This is a genomic window from Muriicola sp. E247, assembly GCF_041358175.1.
In the GTDB taxonomy this organism is placed as follows: Bacteria; Bacteroidota; Bacteroidia; order Flavobacteriales; family Flavobacteriaceae; genus Muriicola.
Genome location: NZ_JBGKBE010000001.1, coordinates 354723 through 377883, shown reverse-complemented (window position 1 = coordinate 377883; position 23161 = coordinate 354723). Strand labels below are relative to the sequence as shown.

The 23161-nt window shown below is 43.5% G+C and carries 24 protein-coding genes; 9 read left to right on the top strand and 15 right to left on the bottom strand.

Annotation, left to right across the window (positions count from 1 at the left end):
• Nucleotides 1–43: 43 nt before the first annotated feature.
• Both ACA086_RS01740 and ACA086_RS01735 read right to left on the bottom strand, forming a co-directional pair.
• Complete coding sequence (locus ACA086_RS01740; RefSeq protein WP_371001596.1) at nt 44–1798, bottom strand: adenylate/guanylate cyclase domain-containing protein; 1755 nt, start codon at nt 1796–1798, stop codon at nt 44–46.
• A 76-nt stretch (nt 1799–1874) separates the two neighbouring features.
• Nucleotides 1875–2789: an RICIN domain-containing protein gene (locus ACA086_RS01735; protein ID WP_371001594.1), complete on the bottom strand. Its 915-nt coding sequence runs from the start codon at nt 2787–2789 to the stop codon at nt 1875–1877.
• Nucleotides 2790–3075: 286 nt separating this feature from the next.
• On the opposite strand from ACA086_RS01735, the gene ACA086_RS01730 reads away from it, so the two are divergent.
• Both ACA086_RS01730 and ACA086_RS01725 read left to right on the top strand, forming a co-directional pair.
• Nucleotides 3076–3489: a hypothetical protein gene (locus tag ACA086_RS01730; RefSeq protein WP_371001593.1), complete on the top strand. Its 414-nt coding sequence runs from the start codon at nt 3076–3078 to the stop codon at nt 3487–3489.
• Between the two features lie 102 nt (nt 3490–3591).
• Nucleotides 3592–4092 carry an endonuclease domain-containing protein gene (locus ACA086_RS01725; protein WP_371001592.1) on the top strand — a complete coding sequence of 167 codons (501 nt, stop codon included), beginning with the start codon at nt 3592–3594 and terminating at the stop codon, nt 4090–4092.
• A 214-nt stretch (nt 4093–4306) separates the two neighbouring features.
• Here the strand turns inward: ACA086_RS01725 and ACA086_RS01720 are convergent, their stop codons facing one another.
• Nucleotides 4307–6835 (bottom strand): DUF2339 domain-containing protein, encoded by a 2529-nt coding sequence (locus ACA086_RS01720; RefSeq protein ID WP_371001591.1) that lies wholly within the window; start codon nt 6833–6835, stop codon nt 4307–4309.
• Between the two features lie 180 nt (nt 6836–7015).
• On the opposite strand from ACA086_RS01720, the gene ACA086_RS01715 reads away from it, so the two are divergent.
• Nucleotides 7016–7510, top strand: a complete 495-nt coding sequence (locus ACA086_RS01715; protein WP_369747985.1) for a heme-binding domain-containing protein — start codon at nt 7016–7018, stop codon at nt 7508–7510.
• A gap of 32 nt (nt 7511–7542) precedes the next feature.
• Here ACA086_RS01715 and ACA086_RS01710 read toward each other — a convergent pair whose 3' ends face one another.
• The 9 genes from ACA086_RS01710 to ACA086_RS01670 all read right to left on the bottom strand — a co-directional run bounded on the left by ACA086_RS01710 (nt 7543) and on the right by ACA086_RS01670 (nt 12726).
• On the bottom strand, nt 7543–7965 hold the full coding sequence (locus ACA086_RS01710) for a DoxX family protein (RefSeq protein ID WP_369747986.1): 423 nt from the start codon (nt 7963–7965) through the stop codon (nt 7543–7545).
• Between the two features lie 71 nt (nt 7966–8036).
• Nucleotides 8037–8549 carry a peptide-methionine (S)-S-oxide reductase gene (locus ACA086_RS01705; RefSeq protein WP_371001590.1) on the bottom strand — a complete coding sequence of 171 codons (513 nt, stop codon included), beginning with the start codon at nt 8547–8549 and terminating at the stop codon, nt 8037–8039.
• A gap of 123 nt (nt 8550–8672) precedes the next feature.
• Nucleotides 8673–9074, bottom strand: coding sequence for a large conductance mechanosensitive channel protein MscL (gene mscL / locus ACA086_RS01700; protein ID WP_371001589.1), 402 nt, complete (start codon nt 9072–9074; stop codon nt 8673–8675).
• A gap of 53 nt (nt 9075–9127) precedes the next feature.
• Nucleotides 9128–10054: a DUF3078 domain-containing protein gene (locus ACA086_RS01695; protein ID WP_371001588.1), complete on the bottom strand. Its 927-nt coding sequence runs from the start codon at nt 10052–10054 to the stop codon at nt 9128–9130.
• A 34-nt stretch (nt 10055–10088) separates the two neighbouring features.
• The gene (locus ACA086_RS01690) at nt 10089–10418 is read right to left on the bottom strand and encodes a YegP family protein (RefSeq protein ID WP_369747990.1); all 330 of its coding nucleotides are present in this window, start codon (nt 10416–10418) and stop codon (nt 10089–10091) included.
• A 96-nt stretch (nt 10419–10514) separates the two neighbouring features.
• Nucleotides 10515–11333: a mechanosensitive ion channel domain-containing protein gene (locus ACA086_RS01685; protein ID WP_369747991.1), complete on the bottom strand. Its 819-nt coding sequence runs from the start codon at nt 11331–11333 to the stop codon at nt 10515–10517.
• Nucleotides 11334–11346: 13 nt separating this feature from the next.
• The gene (locus ACA086_RS01680; protein ID WP_369747992.1) at nt 11347–11538 is read right to left on the bottom strand and encodes a hypothetical protein; all 192 of its coding nucleotides are present in this window, start codon (nt 11536–11538) and stop codon (nt 11347–11349) included.
• Entirely contained in the window at nt 11538–12170 is a 633-nt protein-coding gene (locus ACA086_RS01675) for an RNA polymerase sigma factor (protein ID WP_371001587.1), read from the bottom strand. Before ACA086_RS01675 ends, ACA086_RS01680 begins: the two co-directional genes overlap by 1 nt.
• A 379-nt stretch (nt 12171–12549) precedes the next feature.
• On the bottom strand, nt 12550–12726 hold the full coding sequence (locus ACA086_RS01670; protein ID WP_371001586.1) for a hypothetical protein: 177 nt from the start codon (nt 12724–12726) through the stop codon (nt 12550–12552).
• Between the two features lie 166 nt (nt 12727–12892).
• Between ACA086_RS01670 and ACA086_RS01665 the strand changes: the two genes are divergently transcribed.
• Complete coding sequence (locus tag ACA086_RS01665) at nt 12893–13939, top strand: hypothetical protein (protein WP_371001584.1); 1047 nt, start codon at nt 12893–12895, stop codon at nt 13937–13939.
• Here ACA086_RS01665 and ACA086_RS01660 read toward each other — a convergent pair.
• Nucleotides 13925–15388 carry a transporter substrate-binding domain-containing protein gene (locus ACA086_RS01660; protein WP_369747996.1) on the bottom strand — a complete coding sequence of 488 codons (1464 nt, stop codon included), beginning with the start codon at nt 15386–15388 and terminating at the stop codon, nt 13925–13927. The two genes, ACA086_RS01665 and ACA086_RS01660, sit on opposite strands and share 15 nt — an antisense overlap.
• Before the next feature lie 67 nt (nt 15389–15455).
• The gene (locus tag ACA086_RS01655; RefSeq protein ID WP_371001583.1) at nt 15456–16193 is read right to left on the bottom strand and encodes a sulfite exporter TauE/SafE family protein; all 738 of its coding nucleotides are present in this window, start codon (nt 16191–16193) and stop codon (nt 15456–15458) included.
• 86 nt (nt 16194–16279) lie between these two features.
• Between ACA086_RS01655 and ACA086_RS01650 the strand changes: the two genes are divergently transcribed.
• Nucleotides 16280–18091 carry a sodium:solute symporter family protein gene (locus ACA086_RS01650; RefSeq protein WP_371001582.1) on the top strand — a complete coding sequence of 604 codons (1812 nt, stop codon included), beginning with the start codon at nt 16280–16282 and terminating at the stop codon, nt 18089–18091.
• A gap of 5 nt (nt 18092–18096) precedes the next feature.
• Nucleotides 18097–19185 carry an acyltransferase family protein gene (locus ACA086_RS01645; RefSeq protein ID WP_371001580.1) on the top strand — a complete coding sequence of 363 codons (1089 nt, stop codon included), beginning with the start codon at nt 18097–18099 and terminating at the stop codon, nt 19183–19185.
• Nucleotides 19186–19197: 12 nt separating this feature from the next.
• Here the strand turns inward: ACA086_RS01645 and ACA086_RS01640 are convergent, their stop codons facing one another.
• Nucleotides 19198–20028, bottom strand: coding sequence for an alpha/beta hydrolase (locus ACA086_RS01640; RefSeq protein WP_371001579.1), 831 nt, complete (start codon nt 20026–20028; stop codon nt 19198–19200).
• A 126-nt stretch (nt 20029–20154) separates the two neighbouring features.
• Here ACA086_RS01640 and ACA086_RS01635 point away from each other — a divergent pair, with 126 nt between their 5' ends.
• From ACA086_RS01635 to ACA086_RS01625, 3 genes are read left to right on the top strand one after another with little or no spacing between them, the layout of a single operon-like run.
• Nucleotides 20155–20865, top strand: coding sequence for an alpha/beta hydrolase-fold protein (locus ACA086_RS01635; RefSeq protein ID WP_369748001.1), 711 nt, complete (start codon nt 20155–20157; stop codon nt 20863–20865).
• A gap of 18 nt (nt 20866–20883) precedes the next feature.
• Nucleotides 20884–21996 carry a RimK family alpha-L-glutamate ligase gene (locus tag ACA086_RS01630; protein WP_371001578.1) on the top strand — a complete coding sequence of 371 codons (1113 nt, stop codon included), beginning with the start codon at nt 20884–20886 and terminating at the stop codon, nt 21994–21996.
• Between the two features lie 21 nt (nt 21997–22017).
• Nucleotides 22018–23115, top strand: a complete 1098-nt coding sequence (locus tag ACA086_RS01625; protein ID WP_371001577.1) for a carboxylate-amine ligase — start codon at nt 22018–22020, stop codon at nt 23113–23115.
• The last annotated feature ends 46 nt before the right edge of the window (nt 23116–23161 follow it).

Below are 23161 nucleotides of genomic sequence, written 5' to 3'. Positions count from 1 at the left end.
GAAAATTTAATTTCATTTTTTAATGGCAGTGAGTTCGGCGAACTTATGCCGCTTCCTTCAGACTCACAAAATACATTTCCATAGCCCCTTTGCCTTTTACTTTTACCTCCCCTCTTTTCTCAAATTGCAGATCGGGATCACCCTGCAATAATTCATAGGTATTACGGGAGATATTTACCATCCCCACTTTGCTGTTACTCTCCATCCGGGAAGCTGTATTTACGGTATCTCCCCATAGGTCGTACTGGAACTTTTTTACTCCGACAATACCGGCGACAACCGGACCTGTATGGATTCCGAGGCGCATTTCAAAAGCCGGTTTACCATCGGAATCTAATTGATTTTTGCGCTCCGTGATAAAGCGTTGCATTTCGAGTCCGGCCAGAACAATGTTTTTTACTGCTACATCGGAGGGTACGGGAAGACCCCCGGCCGCCATAAAGGCATCGCCGATAGTTTTAATTTTTTCGAGCTCATACTTTTCACAAATATGATCGAAGGCTTTAAAACATACATTGATCTCACTAACCAGTTCCTTGGCGGATAACTTTTCGGCCGTCTGGGTAAATTCTTTAAAATCTGAAAACAGGATGGAAACCTGGTCGAACTCCCTTGCTTCTGCACTCCCATTGGCCTTGAGTTCTTCGGCGATCTCTTCGGGCAGGATATTGAGCAAAAGGGCTTCAGACCTGTCTTTTTCCTTTTCGATGATCTGTTTGGTCTTCTGTATGAATTTATTACGGCGGTACAAGCCTATGGCAAAGAGGCCCACCAGGAGCATGGCAGCCCCGGTGCTGTAGGCGATGATCTTCTGGGTCTTTTTTTGTTCGTTCAGCAGGTCAACTTCCACCTGTTTTTGGGATACCTGATAGCTGGTTTCCAGGTCGGCCATTTGCTGGATGGACTCCATATTTCGCACGCTGTCGCGATACGCGATATGGTCTTTGTAATATTTATAGGAAGTATCAGTATTTCCCATTTGCTCGTGAAGCGTAGCCAGTTTCAGGTTGGTCTCGCTCATTTGGTCTTTCAGGCCATAGGTAGAAGCCAGTTTAAGGCTGCGTTCGGCATAATCGAGGGCCAAACTAAGATCGCCTTTATTAATGTAAACATCAGACATATAGGTGAGGTAAGCGGCAATCCCATAATAGTCTTGTTGCTCCTCCAGAAGGGTAATAGCCTCATCAATGTTGGCCAGGGCCAGGGCTTCATTACCCTGCATGGCATAAACTAAGCCCATATTCCCCAGGTTGTAGGCCACGCCAATGGGATAGCCAAGGAGATCGAATAGCTCTGCAGATTCATTGAAATGGAGAACTGCCGTGGCAAGACTGTCCTGATTGAGGTATTCATCGCCGGCATTGAATAGGGCAGTGGCAAGTTTAACAGAATCCTTTATTTCCCTGAAAATAGGGATGGATAGGGAATAATAATCGGTAGAGTTCTTATGGGCACCAGAGACCGAATAGACATCTCCAAGGGCTATATAGGCGTTGCCTTCTCTTTTTTTATCCCCCAATTGTCGGGCAAACTCCAGACTTTTAAAATATGCTTCTAGAGCTCCGTCCAGGTCGCCCAGCAAACGTAAGGCTGATCCTTCGTTATAATACGCTCGCAATAACCAATACGATTCATCGGACAATGAAATTAATTGTCGGGAATAGAATAATAAACTATCCGGATTGTTATGATTAAACGATATCTCTGCCAACCAATGAAGCCTTAGCGAATCATTACTGCTCTCCAACTGGTTTAATTTTTTAATAAGGCTATCCGCCACTCTTTGATTTTGAGCCATACCATGCTCGATTCCCCATAATAGAGAAACAAAAGTTAGTATGACCCAAATTCGTTGCCTCAATTAGTATTTGTCTTTAATTATTAGGGTTTACTCTAATTTTCGGATCAAAATAATAGGTTTTGGTCACTCCCCCGTTGGTGAGTGTAAAGGTGATAGTATAGGCCTCATTGTCTTTTCCATCCGGGGGAATGGCCGTCCAGACTACCTGTGACTGTACTTTTCCGCTGTTGCCTATCGGAGTAACGGGACCAAGAACATTTTCACCAGACCCCTGTTCATAGGTAATATTAGTAATCGCATCCGAATAGCCGGCTTTGTTACTATTGCTACCTGCTACCGCCTGCCAAGTTACCTCACTTCCGGGATTTAATATGGTTTCGAAGGAGCTTTGATTGCCATTCTCTTTTCCTCCCCTGTTATCATCTCCCATGGATAGGTAGGCATTCGCCTGGGCATCTGTAAGCCTGGTTTGATCAGGGAGCGCAAAGATGGAGGGATAGTCGAGGATAGTCATAGTAACGGTTACATTTTTAGGGGTCTTGGCCTCACTCTGCATCCACAGGAAATTGGTTGTTGTTGGGATGTTACCCTGGCAAGCCCTTCTTCCGTTTTCATTGCCGCCATTAAATATGTTTAAAAATTGCATGCTGCTTTTTACCTGGATCTTAGACCAGCCTGGATTGGACGGATCTGGCGCTATCTGCCATAAAAAATTTTCGGGTGCCGCACTGGGATTTGGCAGGGGATTCTGGCCCGCTGTAGCACCGTTATCATTTCCCCCGTTGAGAACGTTCAGGTACTGACCACTGCTTTTTACCTTGATAAGCGACCATCCTGGCACAGAAGAAGGAATTACTTCCCACTCGAAATTATCGGTTGTAGGGGTTGCGCCCTGACAGGCTTCCGTACCAGCGGCATTACCGCCCCATGCGATGTTAAGCCATTGTCCTGAACTTTTTACTTGAAATTTTACATAGTTGTTTGGCATGTTGATTGGTTTTTAATATTAATTCCGTTAAGAAAGATAGTCTATTTATACGAATGCTATCAGCTGACTAAATTTTGAAAGTTCAAAGATGTAGGGCGAGGTGGAAACCTTCAGAATTACAGGGATGAATTCGACTAAATAATGTCCCAAATACCTGTAGAATTTACCGAACGATTTTTCTGACAAGACGAGGGAAAGTTGTAATGACAGGTTTTATTGAGATTCAATTGAGCGTTCTTCAAAGCAACCCCCTGCTGTTTTTTCTATCTTAGAAGAAAATTCTACCATGTCCCGATTACTTGTTTTGATTTTCCTGATATCGATTTCCTGTAGCTCTTCCAACGATCCGTTGGAGTCAGATCGATGGGTTTTAGACAGTACCTATTCCTACATGACACAGACGGAACAACAGGCCTCTGAGATGGACTATACGGAGAAGTTGGAGTTTGTATCCAACGGCCTATTTCTGAAATCCCTGACCCGGGATGGGGATACTACCGTCGTGGAAGGCCGATGGGTGATAAGCGAAGAGGGGGGCAGATCGGGGTACCTGGTCACTTATTCTGAAGATCATGATTTTGTTCGAAATTGCTTTGCTGAACCTCAGGAATTTTTCTTTGAGGCTGATGGCATGCTTATTCAAAGCGATTTTACCCCCTGTGACGGACCTGAGTTTCGCTATGTTCGCTCATCCGACTAATCTGCTTTAAAGCTTCAGCGGTAGATCTCACCTTTGTATGACCTCCAATCCCAATAATAAAGAGCTCCCCTCCCGGGAGGGGATTAAGGGGTGGGTCAACCTATGAGAAAAATAATACCCTATCATCCATATCTCGTTATCCTAGCCAAAAAACTCCGTAATAATATGACCTACGCCGAGATTGCCCTATGGCGAGAGATCAAAAACAAGAAGTTAGGAGTGAGATTTAGCAGACAAATCCCAATTGACAGGTATATAGTAGATTTTTACTGTAAGGATCTAAGATTAGCTGTGGAGGTTGATGGTTCCGTTCACTTTGAGGAAGGGAATCACGAAAATGATCTAAAAAGACAAACCCGACTGGAGTCGTTGGGAGTGCGTTTGATCAGATTTAGTAACCCTGACGTTAAAAATAATCTGAGCTGGGTTTTGGATGAGATAAGGAAGGAAATTGAGGGGTGGGTCAATCATAAAAAAAGCCCCTGCTTCTGCAAAGGCTTTTTCCATTTGATGAAAAAACAAGCACTAACTCAAAATTCCGTACAACCCAATTATAAAACCAAGGGCGATCAGCACCAGGATTACCTCCAGACTGATATTTAAGGCCATTAAAATCTTGTTTAAAATGGGGTGTTTTTCTGTATTTGTTTCCATAGCGACGAGGGATTTATACGTTCATTTTCTCTATATAAGATACCTCATTTTGTGGTGAAGCGGCCTATAATTGTTGTGAAACCCCAAAATCCTGTGGTGAAGCTCCGGACAGGAGGTCATACGTCGATTAAATCGGATTAACGGTACAGTAGTACAATCTCCCTTATTCTCCCCAAATCCGACTTCTGAATTTGTTGTACAGAAAGGAAATGATAAGCAATAAGACACCCAGGACCACAAAAAGGCCCGTTTTTGCCAGGGTATTCAGGTTGGCCAGGTCATAAAATACCAATTTGATGAGCGTAATGCTGAATAACACCAAAGCGGTGATACGAAGGTGTTTCCTGCCCTTCCAGATACCTATGCTGATCAGAGCAAGTGCATACATACCCCAAAAGATGGTTATCCATAGTTTGTAAAGCCGATCCGCCCCGCCAAGGTCGAGCCAATGGATCAATTCGCTACTCAGGACCCATAACAGGGATACGGCCAGGATGAGATCCCAGGCCGGGGTAAATGCCGCCTTTTGAAAGCTGCTCTTTAAATAGCGATAGGACACGAAAAAAACGAGGCCCATAAAAAGAATGGCAATGTACCGGATCAGGAGGTGGAATATCCCTGCATCAAAGCCTTCATTAAAACTTTCGCCCAGGTAGCTCTCCCTCAGTTCACTCAGATCATAGAGGCCTACCGTTAGAAAGAATACGAGCCCAAGGCCTGCCAGACAAAGCCCCAGCACACCAAGCATCCTGCTTTTGATCCATTGGGAATTTACAAATAACAGGGTAGCAGTATATCCCAAGAAATATATCATTCCCCAGAGGGTTTGAAAAGCCCTCAGATCATAGTTATAACTCCTGCCATAAGAAACTTCGGTCTCAGAGGCCAGGAACCGGCCTTCCCAATAGTAACTTATCTCCAGGGCAACTGAAGCGTAAATACCCAGTAGAAGTAAGCTGCCTAAACCTATGGAGATAAGTCGCCATATCCCTGTATTCTCCTCATAGGCTCCCTGGTACTTCTGATTGTGGTACAGATAATTAAAGTAAGCCAAAGCTGCACAAAAGAGGGCAGAGGTAAGAAAAGTAGGATTCAGGAATGCTGTAAAAGCTTCTTCAGCATCTTCGTAGGCCCAAACCCAGTCTTGCACAAGGCTTATTGCAGTCAATAGCAGAAGTGGGTAGGCGAGTTTTTCATAGATAGGCGCCTTTTTGGTTTTACCGATATAGAAGAGGACAAGGGCTTCTCCTAACCATAAGAGAGTTACCCAGCTCCCATCAAGTTCAACCGGAATACTGAGCGTAAGGAAGACCAGTACCAATCCGGAAATAAGGTAAAAGATATTCCTGTCGATCCCTTTTCGGTAGTACACGAGAATTCCAATCCCAAGATGCAGGATGGCATTGCCCAGCGTAAATAGCCCGAGGTAATTTTCTCCATCGGCCTGCCCGGAAAGTAAGCCATAGCCAAGCCCGTAGAAAATAAAGGAATTGGCCATAACCAGAACGATATCCAGGGATGAGTAAACCTCTTTCTTCAGGATTTTATAGGCCAGGAAGGTAGCGTAGAAAAGCAAAAAGAACAGCGCACTGAAGGCCATAGCAAGGATAAAATGGACTTCGGCATCATAGGCCGCAGCCACCCAACTCACAACAATAAGCCAGCTTAGCCCGAATGCTGCCAGGTATAAGGGTTTCCAGTATTTTTTAAAGGCAACCACAAGGATTCCACTGTTAATAATGGTCATATAACTAAACAACACCAGGGCATTTCCTTCCCCGGTACTGAGTAAAAAAGGAACGGCATAAGCACCAACCAGGCCGATATGTGCAATAAACTGTTTGTTAAGCTGAAGGGAAGCTGCAACCGTAGCTACCGTAAACAATACCATCATCAGAAAGGCTGCATAAGACGGGAATAAGCCGTAAAAATCATATGCCGCATAGGTAATAAAATAAAAGATAGTCATGGCACCACTGAACAGTACTGCACTAAAATTGTCGTACTTCTTTTGCAGGCGGAAACTAAGTCCCAAAAGTGCCGCCCCTACCAGATACCCCAGCAGGATGCGAACCAGCGGACTGATAAGATCATTCTCAATGGAGTATTTAGCTCCTATCCCTACCCCGATAATCAGCACGGCAATACCGATCTTGCTAATGATATTCTCTCCGATATACTTTTCGAGATCTGAAGTTTTCTCATTGGTAGAAACTTCAGGAGTGGCCTTCCCATCTCCTAAATCCTGAAATGGTGTTGCAGGGGTAGAAGCAGACAAACTTTCCTTTTCCGGGAGGCTAACCCACAGGATCATATAGACAACTACTCCTATGCAAAACAGCAGGGCAAAGACCACCCACAAAAAGCGCATTAACGCCAGGTTCATCCCTGTGCTATCAGCCATCCCGGAGCAAACTCCCCCCAGAATTTTATTGCTGTTAAGTCGGTAGTAGTTCCTTCCAGCCACCTCCCTTTCTTCCCTCTGGGCTAATACCTCTGGTATTGCAGCCTCCGCAGCGGGGGCTTTTTTCTCCGGTACTTCCTCAGGTGCGGGGGCTGTTACAGCTTCATTTTTCAGCTGATCGATCTCGACTCTAAGGGCTTTAATTTCTTCTGAAAAATGGGAGTGTACCTGACTTAGTAATTCCAGTTTTTCGGTTAGGCGGTTGATCTGATCCTGACGATTCTCCATAATTCCCGGGAATATTTGGAAGGGGATGTTTGCAATAGTTGCAACGGACTAAAGATAGGATTAAATCTCTATCCTTAAAGCTTCCTTAAAAGGGTGTTAATTTTTGGAAATGGCATGTGGACTCTTGATTATTTTCAGAGAAAAAGTATAGTTTTGGAATGTTAACCTAATCCAACTATCATGTTAAAGAAAATCGGAATCGTCTTGATCCTTGCCTTTGTGGTGATCCAGTTCTTCAGACCAGAGAAAAACAACAGTAACGATCTCACTTATGATATCAGCACAAAATATGAGGTCCCTGAAGAGGTAGATAAAATACTGAGGGTTTCCTGTAATGATTGCCATTCAAATAATACGGTATATCCCTGGTATGCTGAGGTTCAACCTGTGGGATGGTGGCTGAATGACCATATTGAACACGGGAAAGGCCATCTGAATTTTTCTGAATTCACCAAAAGACCTATCGCTATTCAGAATCATAAGCTAGAGGAAACCATTGAAATGGTGGAAGAGAAGGAGATGCCTTTGAAGGACTATACCTATTTCGGTTTACACCCGGAGGCCAATCTAACGGATGAGCAGCGGCAGTTGATCATCAAATGGGCTAAAGATCAGATGACCTATCTGGCGAAGACCTACCCGGCAGACAGTCTGGTGATGCCCAGCAGGAGGTAAGCTTTAATTAAAATAGATCAAAACCTAACCGACTATTTCTGCATCTTCAGATAATAGTCGAGCGAGTGTTTCCCCGATCCATAGAAAATAAAGAAAGCACAAATCAGAAATACAACAACAGCCTGGATGAGGTTGCTCATGACCATTACGCCCAGGAAATTGGTAAGGATGGCCCCTATCAGAATGGGCATCTGCAATGCAACACTCCAGCGGGTCAACAGGCCAATGATGATAAAAAATCCTCCGACGAAATGAGCGGCTGCCACGTAGTGGATGATCATCATACTGCCCGGAAGTTCGCGGAAGGGATCCATAACCAGAGCCATAGCTCCCGCATCAGACATAAAGTCTACTCCTTTTAAGATCAGAAAGAACCCGAGAGCTGCACGTATGATGTCGAGCCCGTAATACGTATGGGCATTGGCCCATTTATTCCATGCCTTTATTGTTCCCATAACGCTGAAATTTTAATGATTACCCTGTATAAGGTACTCATTATTAGGCAGATCACAAAACGTCGGTTGCGCTATTCTCCTGCTTCAGAAAGGGAAATTTTATCCGGATCTAGTTGCTTTCTGTACTTTTTCCGGAGCTTATTAAGTTTAGGATTGATCACGTTTCTGCAAAATGGTTTTTCAGGATCCCTGCGATAATAGTTGAGGTACTCTTCACTGTTTTTCCTGAAATCATTAAATGGGAGTACCTGGATAATTAGCTTTTCTGAATATTCAGTTTGTAATGCTTCCAGTGTATTTTCCACTTCAGCCTTTTGGGTTTTTGAGAAAACGTAAATCGCTGATCGGTATTTCTTACGCATCTGGTGAGCTGAGGTGGCACTATGGGTATCGAGGTGGATGTGTAAGAGATCCCAAAGTGTTATTTCTGCAGGATTAAAAGACAACAGTATCGCCTCGGAAAAAGACATGGCTTCAGTGGAAGAAACCCATCCCTGCTGTACATCCGAAACCCCTTTCAGGCTTTGAAAGATCGCTTCGGTACACCAGTGGCAGCCTCCGCCAAGACCTAATTTCTGAATCATGTTAGTAGATCTGTTTCTTTTGCAATGTATAAAACAGATACTGAAATACGGCAGCACTTTAAATTGAAAAACCCCCTGACAATGATCACACAGGGGGCCTTTCGTTGATTTGGGGTAATATGCTTACTTCTTCAGCAAGTCGCGTATCTCTGCCAGTAATTCTTCCTGACTAGGTCCTTTAGGAGCAGCAGGTGCAGGCGGTTTTTTAGTTTTGTTATACGCCTTAACGATCATAAATAGCACGAATCCTACGATAATCAGGTTGACGATAGTGTTGATCCACGCCCCGTAACGGATGGCGTTTTCAGCAATGGCACCGGCCTCTCCGGCAACTCCTGAAGCTTCAGTAAGTACGTACTTGAGGTTTGCAAAGTCGACTCCCCCGGTGAATTCACCAACTACGGGCATTACGATGTCGTTTACAAATCCGTTTACTACCAGGCCAACGGCTCCGGCCAGGATAACGGCTACGGCAAATTCAATGACATTGCCGGTCATAATAAAATTCTTGAATTCTTTTAGCATTGTTTTAAAGTTTAAATGATTAATAATTGTGTTTAGTATTCTTGTTACTCTTATCAGAATGCATAGCTAAGACCAATGGTCCAGTATGTCTGCAAGTCGTTATCTACAGTGTCGAAAGTCTCAGTTGTATTGCCCAGGGTATTAATAGAATAGTTCAGGGCTTCCTGCTTGTTGTTTCTCAGGCCAAAGTCGAAACCAACCCCAATCATTTTCCACAGCGTATAGGAAAAGGAGTTAATCCATGTCCAGTTGCTGAGATCTCCGCTTTCATAACTCTGGAATAAAGAGAGGTTACTCTTAAAGTTTATAGCTCCCACCTGACGGGTATAATCGGCAACGATTTTTGCTCCAAGGGAGGAGTTAAAGATGGTGTCCTCACTGCTGAAGACAAAGTTGTAGTTTAACGGATGGATGACCACTACCAGATTGTCAGTGGGCGTCCAAGTTCCCCCAACCCCAATATCGAGGTATCCCGGATCGTTGAAATTATTGAGGATGGTTGTACGGTATTCCCCAAGGGTAGATATCGCAAATTTTTCACTCAGTTTTCGTCCGTAAAGGGAAGTGATATTAAACACATCTGTGGCTTCCCGGAAGCTGTCAGAATCAGTTGCATCGTCCTTATCATCGAGCTTTACCCACTGGAGATTCACATTTGCCGAATTTCTCCAGAAGAATTTTTCTTCCTTGAGATTTGCAAAGGCGTTGACAGTAAACCCGATATTTCCTGCCGAGTTGTTAGGGAACCCCTGGGAATACCAATTGTTAAAGCTAGACAGGTTGACCCCAATGGTGCCGAATGCCCCGGTCTTCCAACCTGGCAAGGCATCAATTTGTGATTGAAGGGCGTTTACCCTGCCCTGGATGGCCGCGATAGAATCCTTCTTTACGGCCTTTTCTGCTTTGAGTTCTGCTTCGGTTTGCGAATAGGCAAGCATTCCTGCCAACAGGAATAAAGCAAGTAATCCTCTTTTCTTCATCGTTCTTGTATTTGTAGTTATCAATTAATTTTATTTAAGACTGGTCATCGATGGAAGCATCTACCGCATTTTTCTTTACCGATGCGATCCCATTTTCCATCCCGCTGGCATTGGAATACATCTCACTTGTACCGATAATTTGTCCGTTTCTCGCTTTCATATTAAAATACGGACTGCCGTTTTTAGCTGTTTTCCTGTCGAAACGTTTGTCTTCTGAGGCGTTGTTCATTACCGAATGAATCCCTTTCTTGCAGCTCGCTTTACTCTTGTAGGTTTCGCTACTCAGGATGACCTGTCCGTTAGACGCTTTCAGATCGAATTTGTACTGACCTGATTTTGTTTTTCTGATTTCAAATTTTCCCATTGTTTTAATTTTACTATTTAATTACTCTATTTATTGATTTATATTTCTATTGTACTGGTTTCTGTATGGTGACGGGATTCTTCTCCCTGTTATTCCTTATTTCAGTTCTACCTTGTTTTGTACCAGATCCTCTATAGGAATCACAATTTTCCCTTCTTTGGTCTTGATAGTTACAAGGATTCCCTCTATGGCCTCAATCGTACCTTCAATTTTTTTGGTTTTGATGGCGTCCCCAACAGCATACGTCTTTCTGGCATAGAAGGTGTTCAACAACTTCCCCACTACCTCTCTCGATCCCAGGCCGAGGCCAATGGCAAAAGCCAGGAGGAAGGCCCCAATAATCATGGTGATATTACTGGTGATGATCGCCGTATCGATTCCAGCCTGGTTAAGGGCTGTGACAAGCACGAAGATGATGATCATATAGTAAACGATGCCACTTATGATCTTTGAACCCCCCACTCCCATAGAATCAAAAATGCTTATCAGGGCCTTTTTAATAAGTCTGGCAGCATACATCCCGATCATAAAAATAACCACCGCACTTAGCAGTACAGGAAGGTATCGCAGAAGGTTTGATATTTCGGTTGAGATGATAGTGAGACCCATGACCTCTGCAGCTACAATGATAAAGGTGATCCATAGGACACCTTTGATAAAGCCCAGGAGGATTTTTATGACATCTACTTTAATTTTGCTCTCCTCCCCAAATAAATGGGCGTCGTTTATTTTATCAGACAGGGAATCGACCCGTGCCAGTCTGAGAATTTTTTTCAGTACAAACCCAATGATCTTGATAATCAGCCATCCGATAATCAGGACGATGATTGCGCCAAGGATACCGGGCAATGCCGAGACAATATCCGAGACTATGGACTTTAGTGAGTCTGTTGCTAAGCTTCCTAGTGTTTCCATAATAGTGAAGTATTTATTGGTCTTTTTTTCTTGTTTTAAACAAACTTGCGATTAACTCCTTCGTATTAAGCGTATATAGGGAGGCGAGGTCCATAAATAGTTTGGCAGCAGCCACGTCCTGCATCACCTTCTTTTTCAGGTTTGGCGGAGCCTCCATGATTCGTTTGCCGAGATCTTTAAAAGGATTTTGTACGTTTTCTGCCATCAGGGGATTGCGTTATAGGTTGCTAATGTTTTTGCCTTGGCTCTTTTCAGTCGCATTTTTACTGCACTTTCGCCAAGGTCTAATAAGGCGCATAATTCTTTTACCGAAATATCGTCCTGGTATTTTAGCAACAGCAGGGTCTTGTCTTCCGGAGGGATTTGTTCCAGTACAGATTTTAATTTATCAGAACGCATGTGGAAGAAACTCCTATCTTCTACCTCACCAACCAGTTGATGTTCTGTTGCATCGAACTTTTCAGATTGTTCACTGATCTTTCGCCCTTTATTCCTGGTAACATAATTGACGCAAAAGTTATAGGTGATGGAATAGACCCAACTCGAGAATTTGGAGATACCCCTAAAGCCGCCCAGCTTGATATAAATGGTAAGGAAAACATCCTGGGTGAGGTCTTCTGCCTCGTCTTCAGATTGGGCAAACCCGGAACACTTGGTATACACCCTGTCTGCGTACCGGTCATAAATTATTCCGAATAATAGAGTGTTGTTTGTCGCCACGATCTTCTCTACCAATTCCTCATCAGAGAGTTCTCGGTATGGATGATCCTTGTCGAGGGCCGATTTATTCCGATCCCCGATGACTACCAGAAATAATTTTCTAAGTATTGTTACCATGAGTTACGGTTGGTTGCCATTCTGAGCAATGATAACGGCCACCAAGATAGTGAAACATTAAAGCATAGCGACAAAAGCGTTCATGGGCGGCCCATTGAACAGCTTGCATTATACTTTTCGATTTCATTTCAGTTGATTTAGTTATTCATCGGGATGTGTTCCCATACTTAAGACCCCTTTTTTTGACGGAGGTCACTTTTTCCCGAAATTTTTTAAATAAAATATTGAAATGGCAAGCAAAAATCACCGTACTATGGGTGCCGGAAGACCTTTGAATTAAAAAATCCGGCAGTAGAACTACCGGATTGTCATGGTCCAATTGATGTAATTTTTCAGATATTAAAAGCCCGGGTAGCAGCATAACCGTAAGGGCGACTCTTTATTTGACCGCCAGAGTGGTGTCAAATTGATTTAAGGAGGAAGCGACATAGAATTCGGCTTCCCTGGCTAATTCAGCAGAATACTCCTGGTAGGTTAAAATAACGAGGGTTACTATAGTAATTAACAGCAGTCCCGTACATATCCTGGCTCCAAATAATCGTGTTGATTCATCCATTAGATCACATTACTGGTATAATTCACAAGTTAAAGAAAAGTTAATACATTAACAATACCTTAACAGTCCTTTCTTACAACAGAGTTTTCAAGTGGTCACTTATTCATCAGCTTGTGCAATTATATGTATCTTACAGGGACAGATCAGCCAGATAAAAACCAAGAGTATGAAAGCCATCATTTTCAGCTTTCTCTTCACCTTATGCTTTCCCGGATATGGGCAGGACATCGCAGTAGTTAATTCAGAAAAAGCCTGGTCACCACTTTTCAGTGAGGAGGCACCACTCTCCATCAAACTTAAGTATTCTAACAAGCAGGTAAAGAAGGAAACCAATGACAGTACTTACCTCGCTTCTATGATCTGGTATAAGGCGGGAAATAACTGGGATTCCCTCTCGGTTAAACTAAGGGCAAGAGGAAATTTCAGACGAAAAACCTGTTATTTCGCTCCCCTAAAATTAAAATTCTCTAACTCCAGGATTGAAGGAACGCCCTTTGAAGGCAATAGGAAACTCAAATTAGTTCTTCCTTGTCTGCTAGACAGAAATACCAGTGATTATGTACTAAGGGAATACCTTGCTTATAAACTATACGAAATTCTGGCCCCCTATCATTTTAAAACCCGCCTTACCGAAATATCCCTTGTTGAGGCGAAAGGCAGGCGGGAGGTCACGCATGGCGTAATCGGATTTCTTATTGAAGATATGGACTATTTAACGCTGCGATATAAAGGGCAGGAGATAAAACGACTTATCCATCCACTGCAACACGATCCTATCTCCTCCATCCAGAACTCTTTTTTTCAGTTTATGATTGCAAACACCGACTATTCCACCAAGCAACAACACAATCAGAAACTTCTCTTTACGAACAATAAAATTATTCCTGTCCCATACGATTTTGATATGTCCGGGCTGGTCAATGCTCCTTATGCCGCCGTAACCAACATACAGAATTTATCCGGCTCCATTTCGATGGTTACAGACAGAATTTATAAAGGATATGAGCGCGAGGAGTCATATCTGGAAGAGGTGAGGCAGGCCTGCCTGGCTAAAAAACCGTTTATGCTCAATGAAATTGTCAAAATAAAAGATCGGTTTCAGGACCCGGGTCAGTATAAAGAAGCTGCCGATTTTATCACCTCCTTTTTTGATATACTTGAAGAAGATAAAAAATTTACAAAACAGATTTTGGGTAGGCTAAGAACCCGCTAGACTTCTGTTTGCCGGCTCCTCCCTGTCGATAAATTTCTGGTAATGGTCGTATCGTTGAAAGATCTGTTCAACATATTGAAAAGGTTCCAAACCTCTTACATAACCGAACTTAACTACCTCATGATTGTAATTTTTAGGAAAACTCAGGGCCAGGATCATCTTTTCCACATGATCGTCCCAGATACTGTCTTTCAGCCCCTTTTCACGTGCCAGGTTCTGTGCATCCAGAACATGACTATACCCACAGTTATATGCTGCCATTGTAAATTTAATACGCTGAACCGTGTCTTTCACTTGTGCAAAATTCCGGTATAGCTGCCTGAGGTATTTAGAGCCAGCGCGGATCACCTCTCCGGCATCGGCAGTTTCGGTTACTCCTAAATCCTGTGCAGTTCCCGGCATAAGCTGCATGAGTCCCTTTGCACCGGTCCAGGATTCTGCATTCGGATCGAAACGGGATTCCTGATAAATGAGGGAGGCCAGTAATCGCCAGTCCCACCCCAATAACTTCGAGTTCTCCTTGATAATAGGATCGTACCGACTGATCTGTTTTTGGTTAAGGCTGTAAAATGGGCTATTGACCCTTCGTCTGAAACTCCTTTTATTTTTAAAATACTTGTTGTAGATAACGTAATAGTCGGTTTCCTTTTTCTCTTTTTTTATCCACTCATTGGTCGCCTTTAGCAATTGCTTTGCTTCGGGCCTTAAAGCCCAAGCAATACGCTGGGAGAAACTCAAAGGAACCGACACATCCAAATTAGGGTAGTAGGATGCATTGATGGATGCCAGGTTTTTATCCGCCAGGGTATATTTGATCTCCCCTTCTGCTACCATTTTAATTATTTCATCGGTAGCGTAATTCCCTGTTAAAGTATCAATGATGATTTCTCCCCCGATTTCACGGGAAAGATTTTTTATCCTTTTAAAATAGGAGGAGTTTTTTCGAACAGAAACGGTATCCCCGATAAGTTCTATGGGATCACTCACCATCCTCTCCCGGATGTTGTCTAGGGTCATTTTACGCCAGCTATCAGGCTTGCGCTGCACCAATACCTGTTCTGTGATATAAAGGTATTCGGCAAAAGAGACTTCCCGTTTACGCTCAGCAGTAATTGCCAGACCGTGGGCCACAATGTCTACTTCGCCTTTTTGAAGTTCGTCCAGCATTTCGTCCAGGTCACGGGAAACGTGAAGCACCAGTTCTACCCCAAGGTCGTCGGCAAGTCGTTTGAGCAATTCGTATTCATACCCCATGGGTTGGCCCCGATAGAGAAAATAACTCGTAGCACTATAGGCAATAAGTGCATGTAATTTTCCATCGGCTTGTATCTCTGCCAGGTCTCTTTTTGCCTGCTTTACTGGTTGAGTACTATTTTTCCCCACTTTGTACTCTTTACAGGAGAACAACAGCAGGCAACACAGCAATAAAGATCTCTTGAAATAGTTCATGATACAGGGAAGCTGAAACCTAAAGTCCAGCAAATCAATGGGTAAAATACTAAAATTTACGGAATGACTATCTAAACAATAGAATTAAAGCACCCAGGGCGGTAAGGAGAAGTATCATTTTTCGGTAGTGAGCTTCCCGGATGATCCTTACAAGTCGCACCCCAAAAAAGAGCCCCAGCACCACCCCCGGAAGGAGTTTGGCATTGATAAGCAGGGTGTCGAAGGTGATAGTTTTCCATATCAGGATATGAAAAGGTAGTTTAAAGAGGTTGATAATTAGGAAAAGCCAGGCCGCGGTTCCAATAAATTCATTTTTTGGAATCCTCATTGCAAGAAAAAAGATGTTTGAAAAAGCCCCGGCCAGGTTCCCGATCATGGTCGTAATTCCGGCCATGATTCCCATTATTCCAGCAAAACCCCAATGTGTGGGAACTACTTTAGACTTGCGCATATCCCACCAGGTCATCATTACCACACTGCCCAATATTACGATTACCATAGCCACTTTAAAAGTGTCTTCAGGAAGATCGTTTCCCAGTATCACCCCGAGGACTACTCCACTCATCATCCAGGGGAGGAAACGCCTGATATATTTCCATTGGGCGTGCTTGTTGTAATAGGCCACCGCAAATATATCGCCCATAACAAATAATGGCACCAGCAGACCAGTTGAGGCGCGTGCCCCAAAAGCCAGGGCCATGAGGGTAATAATGATAACTGCAATGCCTTTTACACCTGCCTTGGAGATACCCAGTACAAAAGAGGCTAAAAAGGCAAGAATCCAGGAGGTAAAGGTAATTTCCACAGTTGATTGGTCAGTTAGCCCTAAAAGGAAAGGGTAAAGGTATTCCAAAAAATAATATCTTTAACCGCCAACCATCGCACTCCCATATGGAACTCAGCACTCTGGATTATAGTTTTATCATTGTTTTCTTCTCCACTGTCCTTGCTATAGGGATCATAGTTTCTAAAAAATCAGGTAAAAATACTTCTGAGTTTTTTCTCAGTGGCAGAACCATGCCATGGTGGTTGCTGGGACTCTCTATGGTGGCAACTACTTTTTCCACAGATACTCCAAATCTGGTTACAGACATTGTCAGGACAAATGGAGTTTCAGGGAACTGGGTATGGTGGGCATTCCTTATTACGGGTCTGCTTACCGTTTTTGTATACGCCAAACTCTGGAGGAAGTCGAATGTAAATACCGACCTTGAATTCTACGAATTGAGATACGGTGGAGCGGCAGCCAGCTTTCTCAGAAAATTCAGGGCCATCTATCTGGGGGTGATTTTTAATGTAATTACAATGTCTGCCGTAACTCTGGCAGCAATTAAAATAGGAGGAATTATGCTGGGCCTGGAGCCATGGCAGACTGTGGTAAGTGCCGGACTCATCACGGTTATCTTCAGTGCTCTCGGTGGCTTTAAAGGGGTGGTTTATACCGATTTCCTCTTGTTTTTTGTCGCCATGTCTGGAGCCATAGGGGCGGCCTATTACTTGGTGAATATGCCCGAAGTAGGGGGAATAGCTGCTTTAATGGCCAATGAAAATGTCACCGACAAACTCTCCATCCTCCCTGATTTTAGTAATACCCAGGCGCTTATTACACTTTTTATTATTCCTTTGGCGGTACAGTGGTGGAGTTCCTGGTATCCCGGTGCCGAACCCGGAGGGGGAGGTTATATTGCCCAGCGGATGTTGGCGGCAAAAAATGAAAATCACGCCATTGGTGCCACCTTCTTTTTTAATATCATGCACTATGCCTTACGACCATGGCCGTGGATACTGGTAGCCCTGGCTTCCCTGGTGGTCTATCCGGACATAGCCAGTATTCAGGAAGCATTCCCCACCATTGCCGACGATAAATTGGGGCACGATCTGGCTTATTCCGCCATGCTGACAAAACTCCCGAGCGGATTGCTGGGACTGGTACTCGCCTCCCTTATTGCCGCCTACATGTCGACGATCTCTACTCAGCTCAACTGGGGATCATCCTATATCGTATATGATTTTTACAAACAACAGATAAATCCCGATGCATCGGAAAAGCGACTTGTAGCCGTGGGCCGGATCTCCACAGTAGTACTAATGATTTTTAGCGCGGCACTTGCCCTGCTGTTGCAGAATGCGCTACAATTGTTTGAGGTATTGCTGGTATTTGGGGCCGGTACCGGACTTATCTTTATCCTCCGATGGTTTTGGTGGCGGATCAATGCCTGGAGTGAAATCACGGCAATGTTTGCTTCCGGGATCATCTCCCTCGTTTTAAAACTTACTCCCTTCGGCGCCTTTTTATTCGCCCCGGAGTCAGGCGTTTTCCCCGACTGGTCTGAATACATCTTTGTGGTGGTAGTAACAACAGCAATTTGGATGGCGGCTACGTTTTTAACTCAACCAGAATCGAAGGAAGTACTCCGTTCCTTCTACATGAAAATACAACCCGGAGGCCCGGGCTGGGCAAAAGTGGTACGTGAGGCAGAGAATGATAAACAGCGAATTATCACTACCGATGAGAAATGGAGCGTCCCCGCGGGTATTACTGCTATGTTGTTGGGCTGTGTGCTGATTTATACCATTATGTTTGCTACCGGATACTGGATTTACGGAAAGGTTGTCCCTGCAGGGATACTAACAGTAACTGCGATTGTCGCCGGATTCCTGCTGACGAAGGTTTGGAATAAAATGAAAGGAACTATTTTATAATATTTATGAAAGATAGAATCATATCGGTAGATATTTTCAGGGGGCTGACCATCGCTCTGATGATATTGGTAAACACGCCCGGAACCTGGGAGTACGTATTTCCCCCTTTGCGCCATGCAGAATGGCATGGGTATACACCAACAGACCTGGTCTTTCCCTTTTTTCTTTTTATCGTTGGGACATCCATAGTTTTTGCATATCGCAATAAAGAACCAAATTCTGCCACTTACAGGAAGATTTCAGTGCGTACGCTGAAACTGCTGGGGCTGGGATTATTTCTGGGGGCATTTACAATCTCTTTTCCCTTTATCAAGGACTTTGCAGAAATCAGATTCCCGGGTGTGCTGCAGCGGATAGGCGTAGTGTTCTTTTTTGCCGCTGTACTCTTTCTCAATTTTAACTGGAAAGTAATTCTGGGAATTACCATCGCCATTCTTGTGGGTTACTGGGTATGGCTGGGATATATCCCTCTAAATGGGGAGACCCCAACCTTTGAACGGGCACCAAATAACTGGGCAAATTTTGTAGACCTTCAGGTTTTTGGTACGCATATGTACAAGGAGGATTACGATCCTGAAGGCCTGCTAAGCACTTTTCCTTCAATAGCTTCATCTCTGCTGGGTATTTTTACAGGCCTCATCCTAATCTCACAACGAGCAAAAAAAGAACTTCTTCTGCTTCTCCTGGGGATTTTGATGCTGCTTCTCGGTTATATATGGGACCTTGCATTTCCCATCAACAAGGCATTATGGTCTAGTAGCTTTGTCCTGGTTACAGCTGGCTGGGCCAATATTTTCCTGGCTCTGATCTATTATCTCACCGACGTGAAAGGAATACAGTTTGGGAGTATTTTCAAGTACACCGGCGCTAATGCCATCACCGTATATTTCCTTTCGAGCTTTGTCACCAAGCTTTTCTATTCCATTCAGGTAGAGGAGGGCCTTTCACTTCACGGCTGGATTTATAAAAATATTTATGTCCACTCCTTCCTCTCAGGAGAGCTTTCATCCTTGTTGTACGGACTTTCGGTAATGGGATTTTATTTACTTCTGGCCCTATTTATGTACCGAAGGAAGATTTTTATAAAGGTTTAAAGAACAGAACTTCTACTCAGCACCTGGATTGTTATTCTTCTTAAAAGCCCAGGAAAGAAAATCGGGAAAAACATTGGCCCAGGTGGGCAGGTCGTGTTTCCCGCCGGGAATTTCCACATAAGTGATCTTTCCTGGAAATGAATAGCCTTTTAACTGAAGTTCTTTGATGAGGTCGAGGGTATCGTCTATAGAATCGATGACACCATTGTTATTTCGGTCTGCTTTCTCATCCTGAGTTCCACACTGGAACCAAAAGGAGAGATGTGGGGAATATTTCCCTTCTTTTACCAGATCGAGGACAATGCGACTTCGGTCTTCAGGGTCCTTTCGGGTATAGGGTTTTTTACGCCACCAGAATGAGCCGCTGAACACCCCCACTTTCCCAAATTTGCCTGGGTGTTGGTACGCGATGTCGAAAGCTGATAACCCGCCCAGGGACATACCGCAAAACACCCAGTCTTCTGCCCAGGAGCTGGCCCTGAATTCTTTCTTTAAAAAAGGAATAAACTCTTCGGTGACGAAACGGGAATACAAACCGGCTTTTGCACCCCGCCCTTTATAATCTGCTACCCCGGCGGTACCGTATTCCTGCATTCTGTTCTCGTCGGTTTCCATGCCCACATATAGAAAAGGCAGAAGTTTCTTGTTTTGGTACGCTTCTGTGATGATTCGCTCCAGACCCAGAGTGGTATAGTCCTGACCATCGTTCATAAGAAGTACAGGGAAATGGATATCTGAGTTTCGGAAAGAAGGTGGGGCCACTAATCTGAACCGCACTTTTCTTTTTAAAAAACGGGAAGTAAAGGATCCTTTTAAACTGATGTGTTCAACATTAAAAATCATTCTGTCATTTTAAAGGGAGCAAGTATAAGGAATCCTCTGAATTTAAGCAGAGTATATCCAAAAATAAAATACCTTTGCGCACCAAAAATTTATTGGTATACTAAGAAATTTAGGTTACATTATCTCATGGCATCCATTCAATATATTCAGTATTACTCAAATACTCTGGAACGGAATATAAATCTGGAAATTACCGGGCATTGGGGATATCCTATTCTTATGTTTCCCTCTTCCTACGGGAGTTTTACACAAAACAACGATTTTGGCCTTAATGGATCAGTGATGAATTTTGTTGAAGAAGGCAGGATCAAACTGTACAATGTGGAAACTATTGACGGGATGAGTTTCTATGCTGAAAACATGTCTTCTGAAACCAAGATTCACAATTATGAATTGTATATGCAATTCCTTAAGAACGAGCTAATCCCTTATATACAAAAGGAGTGCAATACACATCGCATCGGAGTTGCCGGGGTGAGTTTCGGGGGATACCACGCAGGAAATACTGCTTTTAGATTCCCCGATTTGGTTTCACACATGTTCACCATGTCAGGGGTATTTAACATCCGCAATTTTGTACCCTTATCCGACGATATAAGGATTTATTACAATTGCCCTGATGAATTTATGCAGAACGAAGAAAGCTGGAAATTTCAGCATATGAATCTGGTCCTCAGTACTTCAGATTGGGATAGTTGCAAGCCAAAAAACGTTCATATGGCTGGAATACTCGAGTCAAAAGGCATACCTTACTGGTATGATGAGAAAAAATGGATAGACCACGACTGGCCATTGTGGAAAATGGCATTTCCGGAATACATTGGCCGATATTTTTAATTTTAAACATTTAGAATCATGATAAAAAGAGTAGGAATTTTATTTGGAATGGAAGACACCTTTCCCTGGGCCTTTATTGACAAGGTAAATGAACTGGGAGATGGGCAGGTTGTTGCTGAGCCGGTTTTGATCGACAAGGTCCAACAGGGGATTGATTACGGCTATCATGTCATCATCGATCGTATTTCACAGGAGGTGCCCTTTTACAGGGCATATCTGAAAAATGCTTCTCTTATGGGAACCGCAGTGATCAACAATCCGTTTTGGTGGAGTGCAGATGAGAAATTCTTTAACAATTGTCTGGCCATGCAAATCGGGGTTCCTGTTCCCAAAACAATCCTGCTCCCATCCAAATCGCGCCCCGATGATACTACTGAAAAGTCGTTTCGCAACCTCAAAGCTCCTTTAGATTGGGAATATATATTTAATTATATAGGATTTCCGGCTTATATGAAACCTCACTCAGGGGGTGGATGGAAAAGTGTTTACAAGGTGAATGATCCGGATGATCTTTTTGCCAAGCATTCCGAGACAGACCAACTTGTGATGATGCTGCAGGAAGAAATTGTTTTTGATGATTACTATCGAGTGTATTGCCTTGGCCAAAAATATGTCCATATCATGCCTTATGAACCCAGAAATGAGTTTCATTTAAGGTATGTTACCGAGCCTAAAACAACAGGGGCAGAACATCAGAAACTGATGAAGACCATACACGATTATACCATTAAACTCAATCAGGCACTGGGGTATGATTTTAATACGGTGGAATTTGCCGTGAGGAATGGAATTCCCTACGCCATTGATTTTTGTAACCCGGCCCCGGATGCAGATATTAACTCTGTTGGGGAAGGGAATTTTAAATGGATCGTGGAACACTCAGCCAAACTTGCTATTGAGAAGGCCCTTGCACACAAGGAAAATTCGAACAATAGTTCCTGGGGAACCTATGTGCAGCAATGTATTGCTCCTACAGTGCAAAAAGTACCCAAGCCACCCTTAAAATCGGCAGCACAGGTAAAAAGATCGGTTGTAAAGAAAACACCCATCACAAAAAGTAAGGCTAAAGGTTCAACTTCTAAGACTACATCAAAAAATCCAGGGAAGAAGACTCCGCCCAAGAAAAAGTAAGTTCACCTTTAATCCGCCATCATGAAAAAATTCACTTTAGGCATCGAAGAAGAATTCCAGATTTTAGATAGCGAAACTTACACGCTGAGGTCGCATATGTCTAAGATCCTTGAGGGGGGCAAAGTATTCCTTAAGGAACGCATAAAAGAGGAGATGCACCAATCGGTGATTGAAATGGGGACCAATGTCTGTGAAAATATTACACAGGCAAGGGAGGAGGTTTCATACCTCCGGCAGCAGGTAATTGAACTTGCCGACAAGGAGGGTTTAAAAGTGGCGGCAGCAGGAACCCACCCTTTTTCGATGTGGAGTGAACAACCAATCACACCCAACCCCCGATATGATGAATTGATCGCAGAAATGAAAGACGTGGCCCGCTCCAACCTTATTTTTGGCCTGCATGTTCATGTGGGTATTCCAAGCAGGGAAGAAGGCCTGCAGATCATGAATGTGGCGCGATATTTCTTGCCCCACCTGTACGCACTTTCAACCAATTCTCCTTTCTGGGAAGGCAGGGATACCGGTTTTAAATCGTTTCGCTCCAAGATTTTCGACAAATTCCCGAGAACAGGTATTCCGCCCTATTTTTCAAGTGTGGCTGAATACGACAAGTTTGTCGACGTGCTGGTAAAGACCAATTGTATAGACAACGGAAAAAAGATCTGGTGGGATATCAGGCTACACCCCTTTTTCCCTACAGTAGAGTTCAGGGTTTGCGATATGGTTATGACTGTGGATGAAGTAACCTGTATAGCTGCATTGATGCAATGTATTATTGCCAAATTGCATAAACTGCACCAAAAGAACCAGAGCTTCAGATCATACAGGCGCGTATTGATCAATGAAAATAAATGGCGTGCGGCCCGGTGGGGTATGGAGGCCAAGCTTATCGATTTTGGAAAAGAAGAAGAAGTTTCTTTTAAGATTTTGATTACCGAGCTGCTCGATTTTGTAGAGGATGTTGTAGATGAACTGGGGTGCAGGAATGAAGTAAACTATGTCTATCAGATGCTGGAACAAGGATCAGGGGCAGACCGGCAACTGAAAGTATTTAACGAAACCAACGACCTGAAAGAAGTAGTAAAATACATTGTGGGAGAAACGGCAAAAGGCCTATAATTCAAGAAGATTACCAAATCACTTATCGTTATTTATCCGATAAGGA

Excerpts from the sequence above, each read along its gene's own strand:
- ACA086_RS01720 (WP_371001591.1), bottom strand. The coding sequence starts at position 6,835 with ATGGAGAATCGTCAGGATCAGATCAACCGCCTAACCGAAAAACTGGAA.
- mscL (WP_371001589.1), bottom strand. The coding sequence starts at position 9,074 with ATGCTAAAAGAATTCAAGAATTTTATTATGACCGGCAATGTCATTGAA.
- ACA086_RS01715 (WP_369747985.1), top strand. The coding sequence starts at position 7,016 with ATGTTAAAGAAAATCGGAATCGTCTTGATCCTTGCCTTTGTGGTGATC.
- ACA086_RS01710 (WP_369747986.1), bottom strand. The coding sequence starts at position 7,965 with ATGGGAACAATAAAGGCATGGAATAAATGGGCCAATGCCCATACGTAT.
- ACA086_RS01680 (WP_369747992.1), bottom strand. The coding sequence starts at position 11,538 with ATGGCAGAAAACGTACAAAATCCTTTTAAAGATCTCGGCAAACGAATC.
- ACA086_RS01695 (WP_371001588.1), bottom strand. The coding sequence starts at position 10,054 with ATGAAGAAAAGAGGATTACTTGCTTTATTCCTGTTGGCAGGAATGCTT.
- ACA086_RS01645 (WP_371001580.1), top strand. The coding sequence starts at position 18,097 with ATGAAAGATAGAATCATATCGGTAGATATTTTCAGGGGGCTGACCATC.
- ACA086_RS01625 (WP_371001577.1), top strand. The coding sequence starts at position 22,018 with ATGAAAAAATTCACTTTAGGCATCGAAGAAGAATTCCAGATTTTAGAT.
- ACA086_RS01730 (WP_371001593.1), top strand. The coding sequence starts at position 3,076 with ATGTCCCGATTACTTGTTTTGATTTTCCTGATATCGATTTCCTGTAGC.
- ACA086_RS01665 (WP_371001584.1), top strand. The coding sequence starts at position 12,893 with ATGAAAGCCATCATTTTCAGCTTTCTCTTCACCTTATGCTTTCCCGGA.
- ACA086_RS01640 (WP_371001579.1), bottom strand. The coding sequence starts at position 20,028 with ATGATTTTTAATGTTGAACACATCAGTTTAAAAGGATCCTTTACTTCC.
- ACA086_RS01685 (WP_369747991.1), bottom strand. The coding sequence starts at position 11,333 with ATGGAAACACTAGGAAGCTTAGCAACAGACTCACTAAAGTCCATAGTC.
- ACA086_RS01705 (WP_371001590.1), bottom strand. The coding sequence starts at position 8,549 with ATGATTCAGAAATTAGGTCTTGGCGGAGGCTGCCACTGGTGTACCGAA.
- ACA086_RS01735 (WP_371001594.1), bottom strand. The coding sequence starts at position 2,789 with ATGCCAAACAACTATGTAAAATTTCAAGTAAAAAGTTCAGGACAATGG.
- ACA086_RS01650 (WP_371001582.1), top strand. The coding sequence starts at position 16,280 with ATGGAACTCAGCACTCTGGATTATAGTTTTATCATTGTTTTCTTCTCC.
- ACA086_RS01630 (WP_371001578.1), top strand. The coding sequence starts at position 20,884 with ATGATAAAAAGAGTAGGAATTTTATTTGGAATGGAAGACACCTTTCCC.
- ACA086_RS01740 (WP_371001596.1), bottom strand. The coding sequence starts at position 1,798 with ATGGCTCAAAATCAAAGAGTGGCGGATAGCCTTATTAAAAAATTAAAC.
- ACA086_RS01635 (WP_369748001.1), top strand. The coding sequence starts at position 20,155 with ATGGCATCCATTCAATATATTCAGTATTACTCAAATACTCTGGAACGG.
- ACA086_RS01690 (WP_369747990.1), bottom strand. The coding sequence starts at position 10,418 with ATGGGAAAATTTGAAATCAGAAAAACAAAATCAGGTCAGTACAAATTC.
- ACA086_RS01725 (WP_371001592.1), top strand. The coding sequence starts at position 3,592 with ATGAGAAAAATAATACCCTATCATCCATATCTCGTTATCCTAGCCAAA.
- ACA086_RS01670 (WP_371001586.1), bottom strand. The coding sequence starts at position 12,726 with ATGGATGAATCAACACGATTATTTGGAGCCAGGATATGTACGGGACTG.
- ACA086_RS01675 (WP_371001587.1), bottom strand. The coding sequence starts at position 12,170 with ATGGTAACAATACTTAGAAAATTATTTCTGGTAGTCATCGGGGATCGG.
- ACA086_RS01660 (WP_369747996.1), bottom strand. The coding sequence starts at position 15,388 with ATGAACTATTTCAAGAGATCTTTATTGCTGTGTTGCCTGCTGTTGTTC.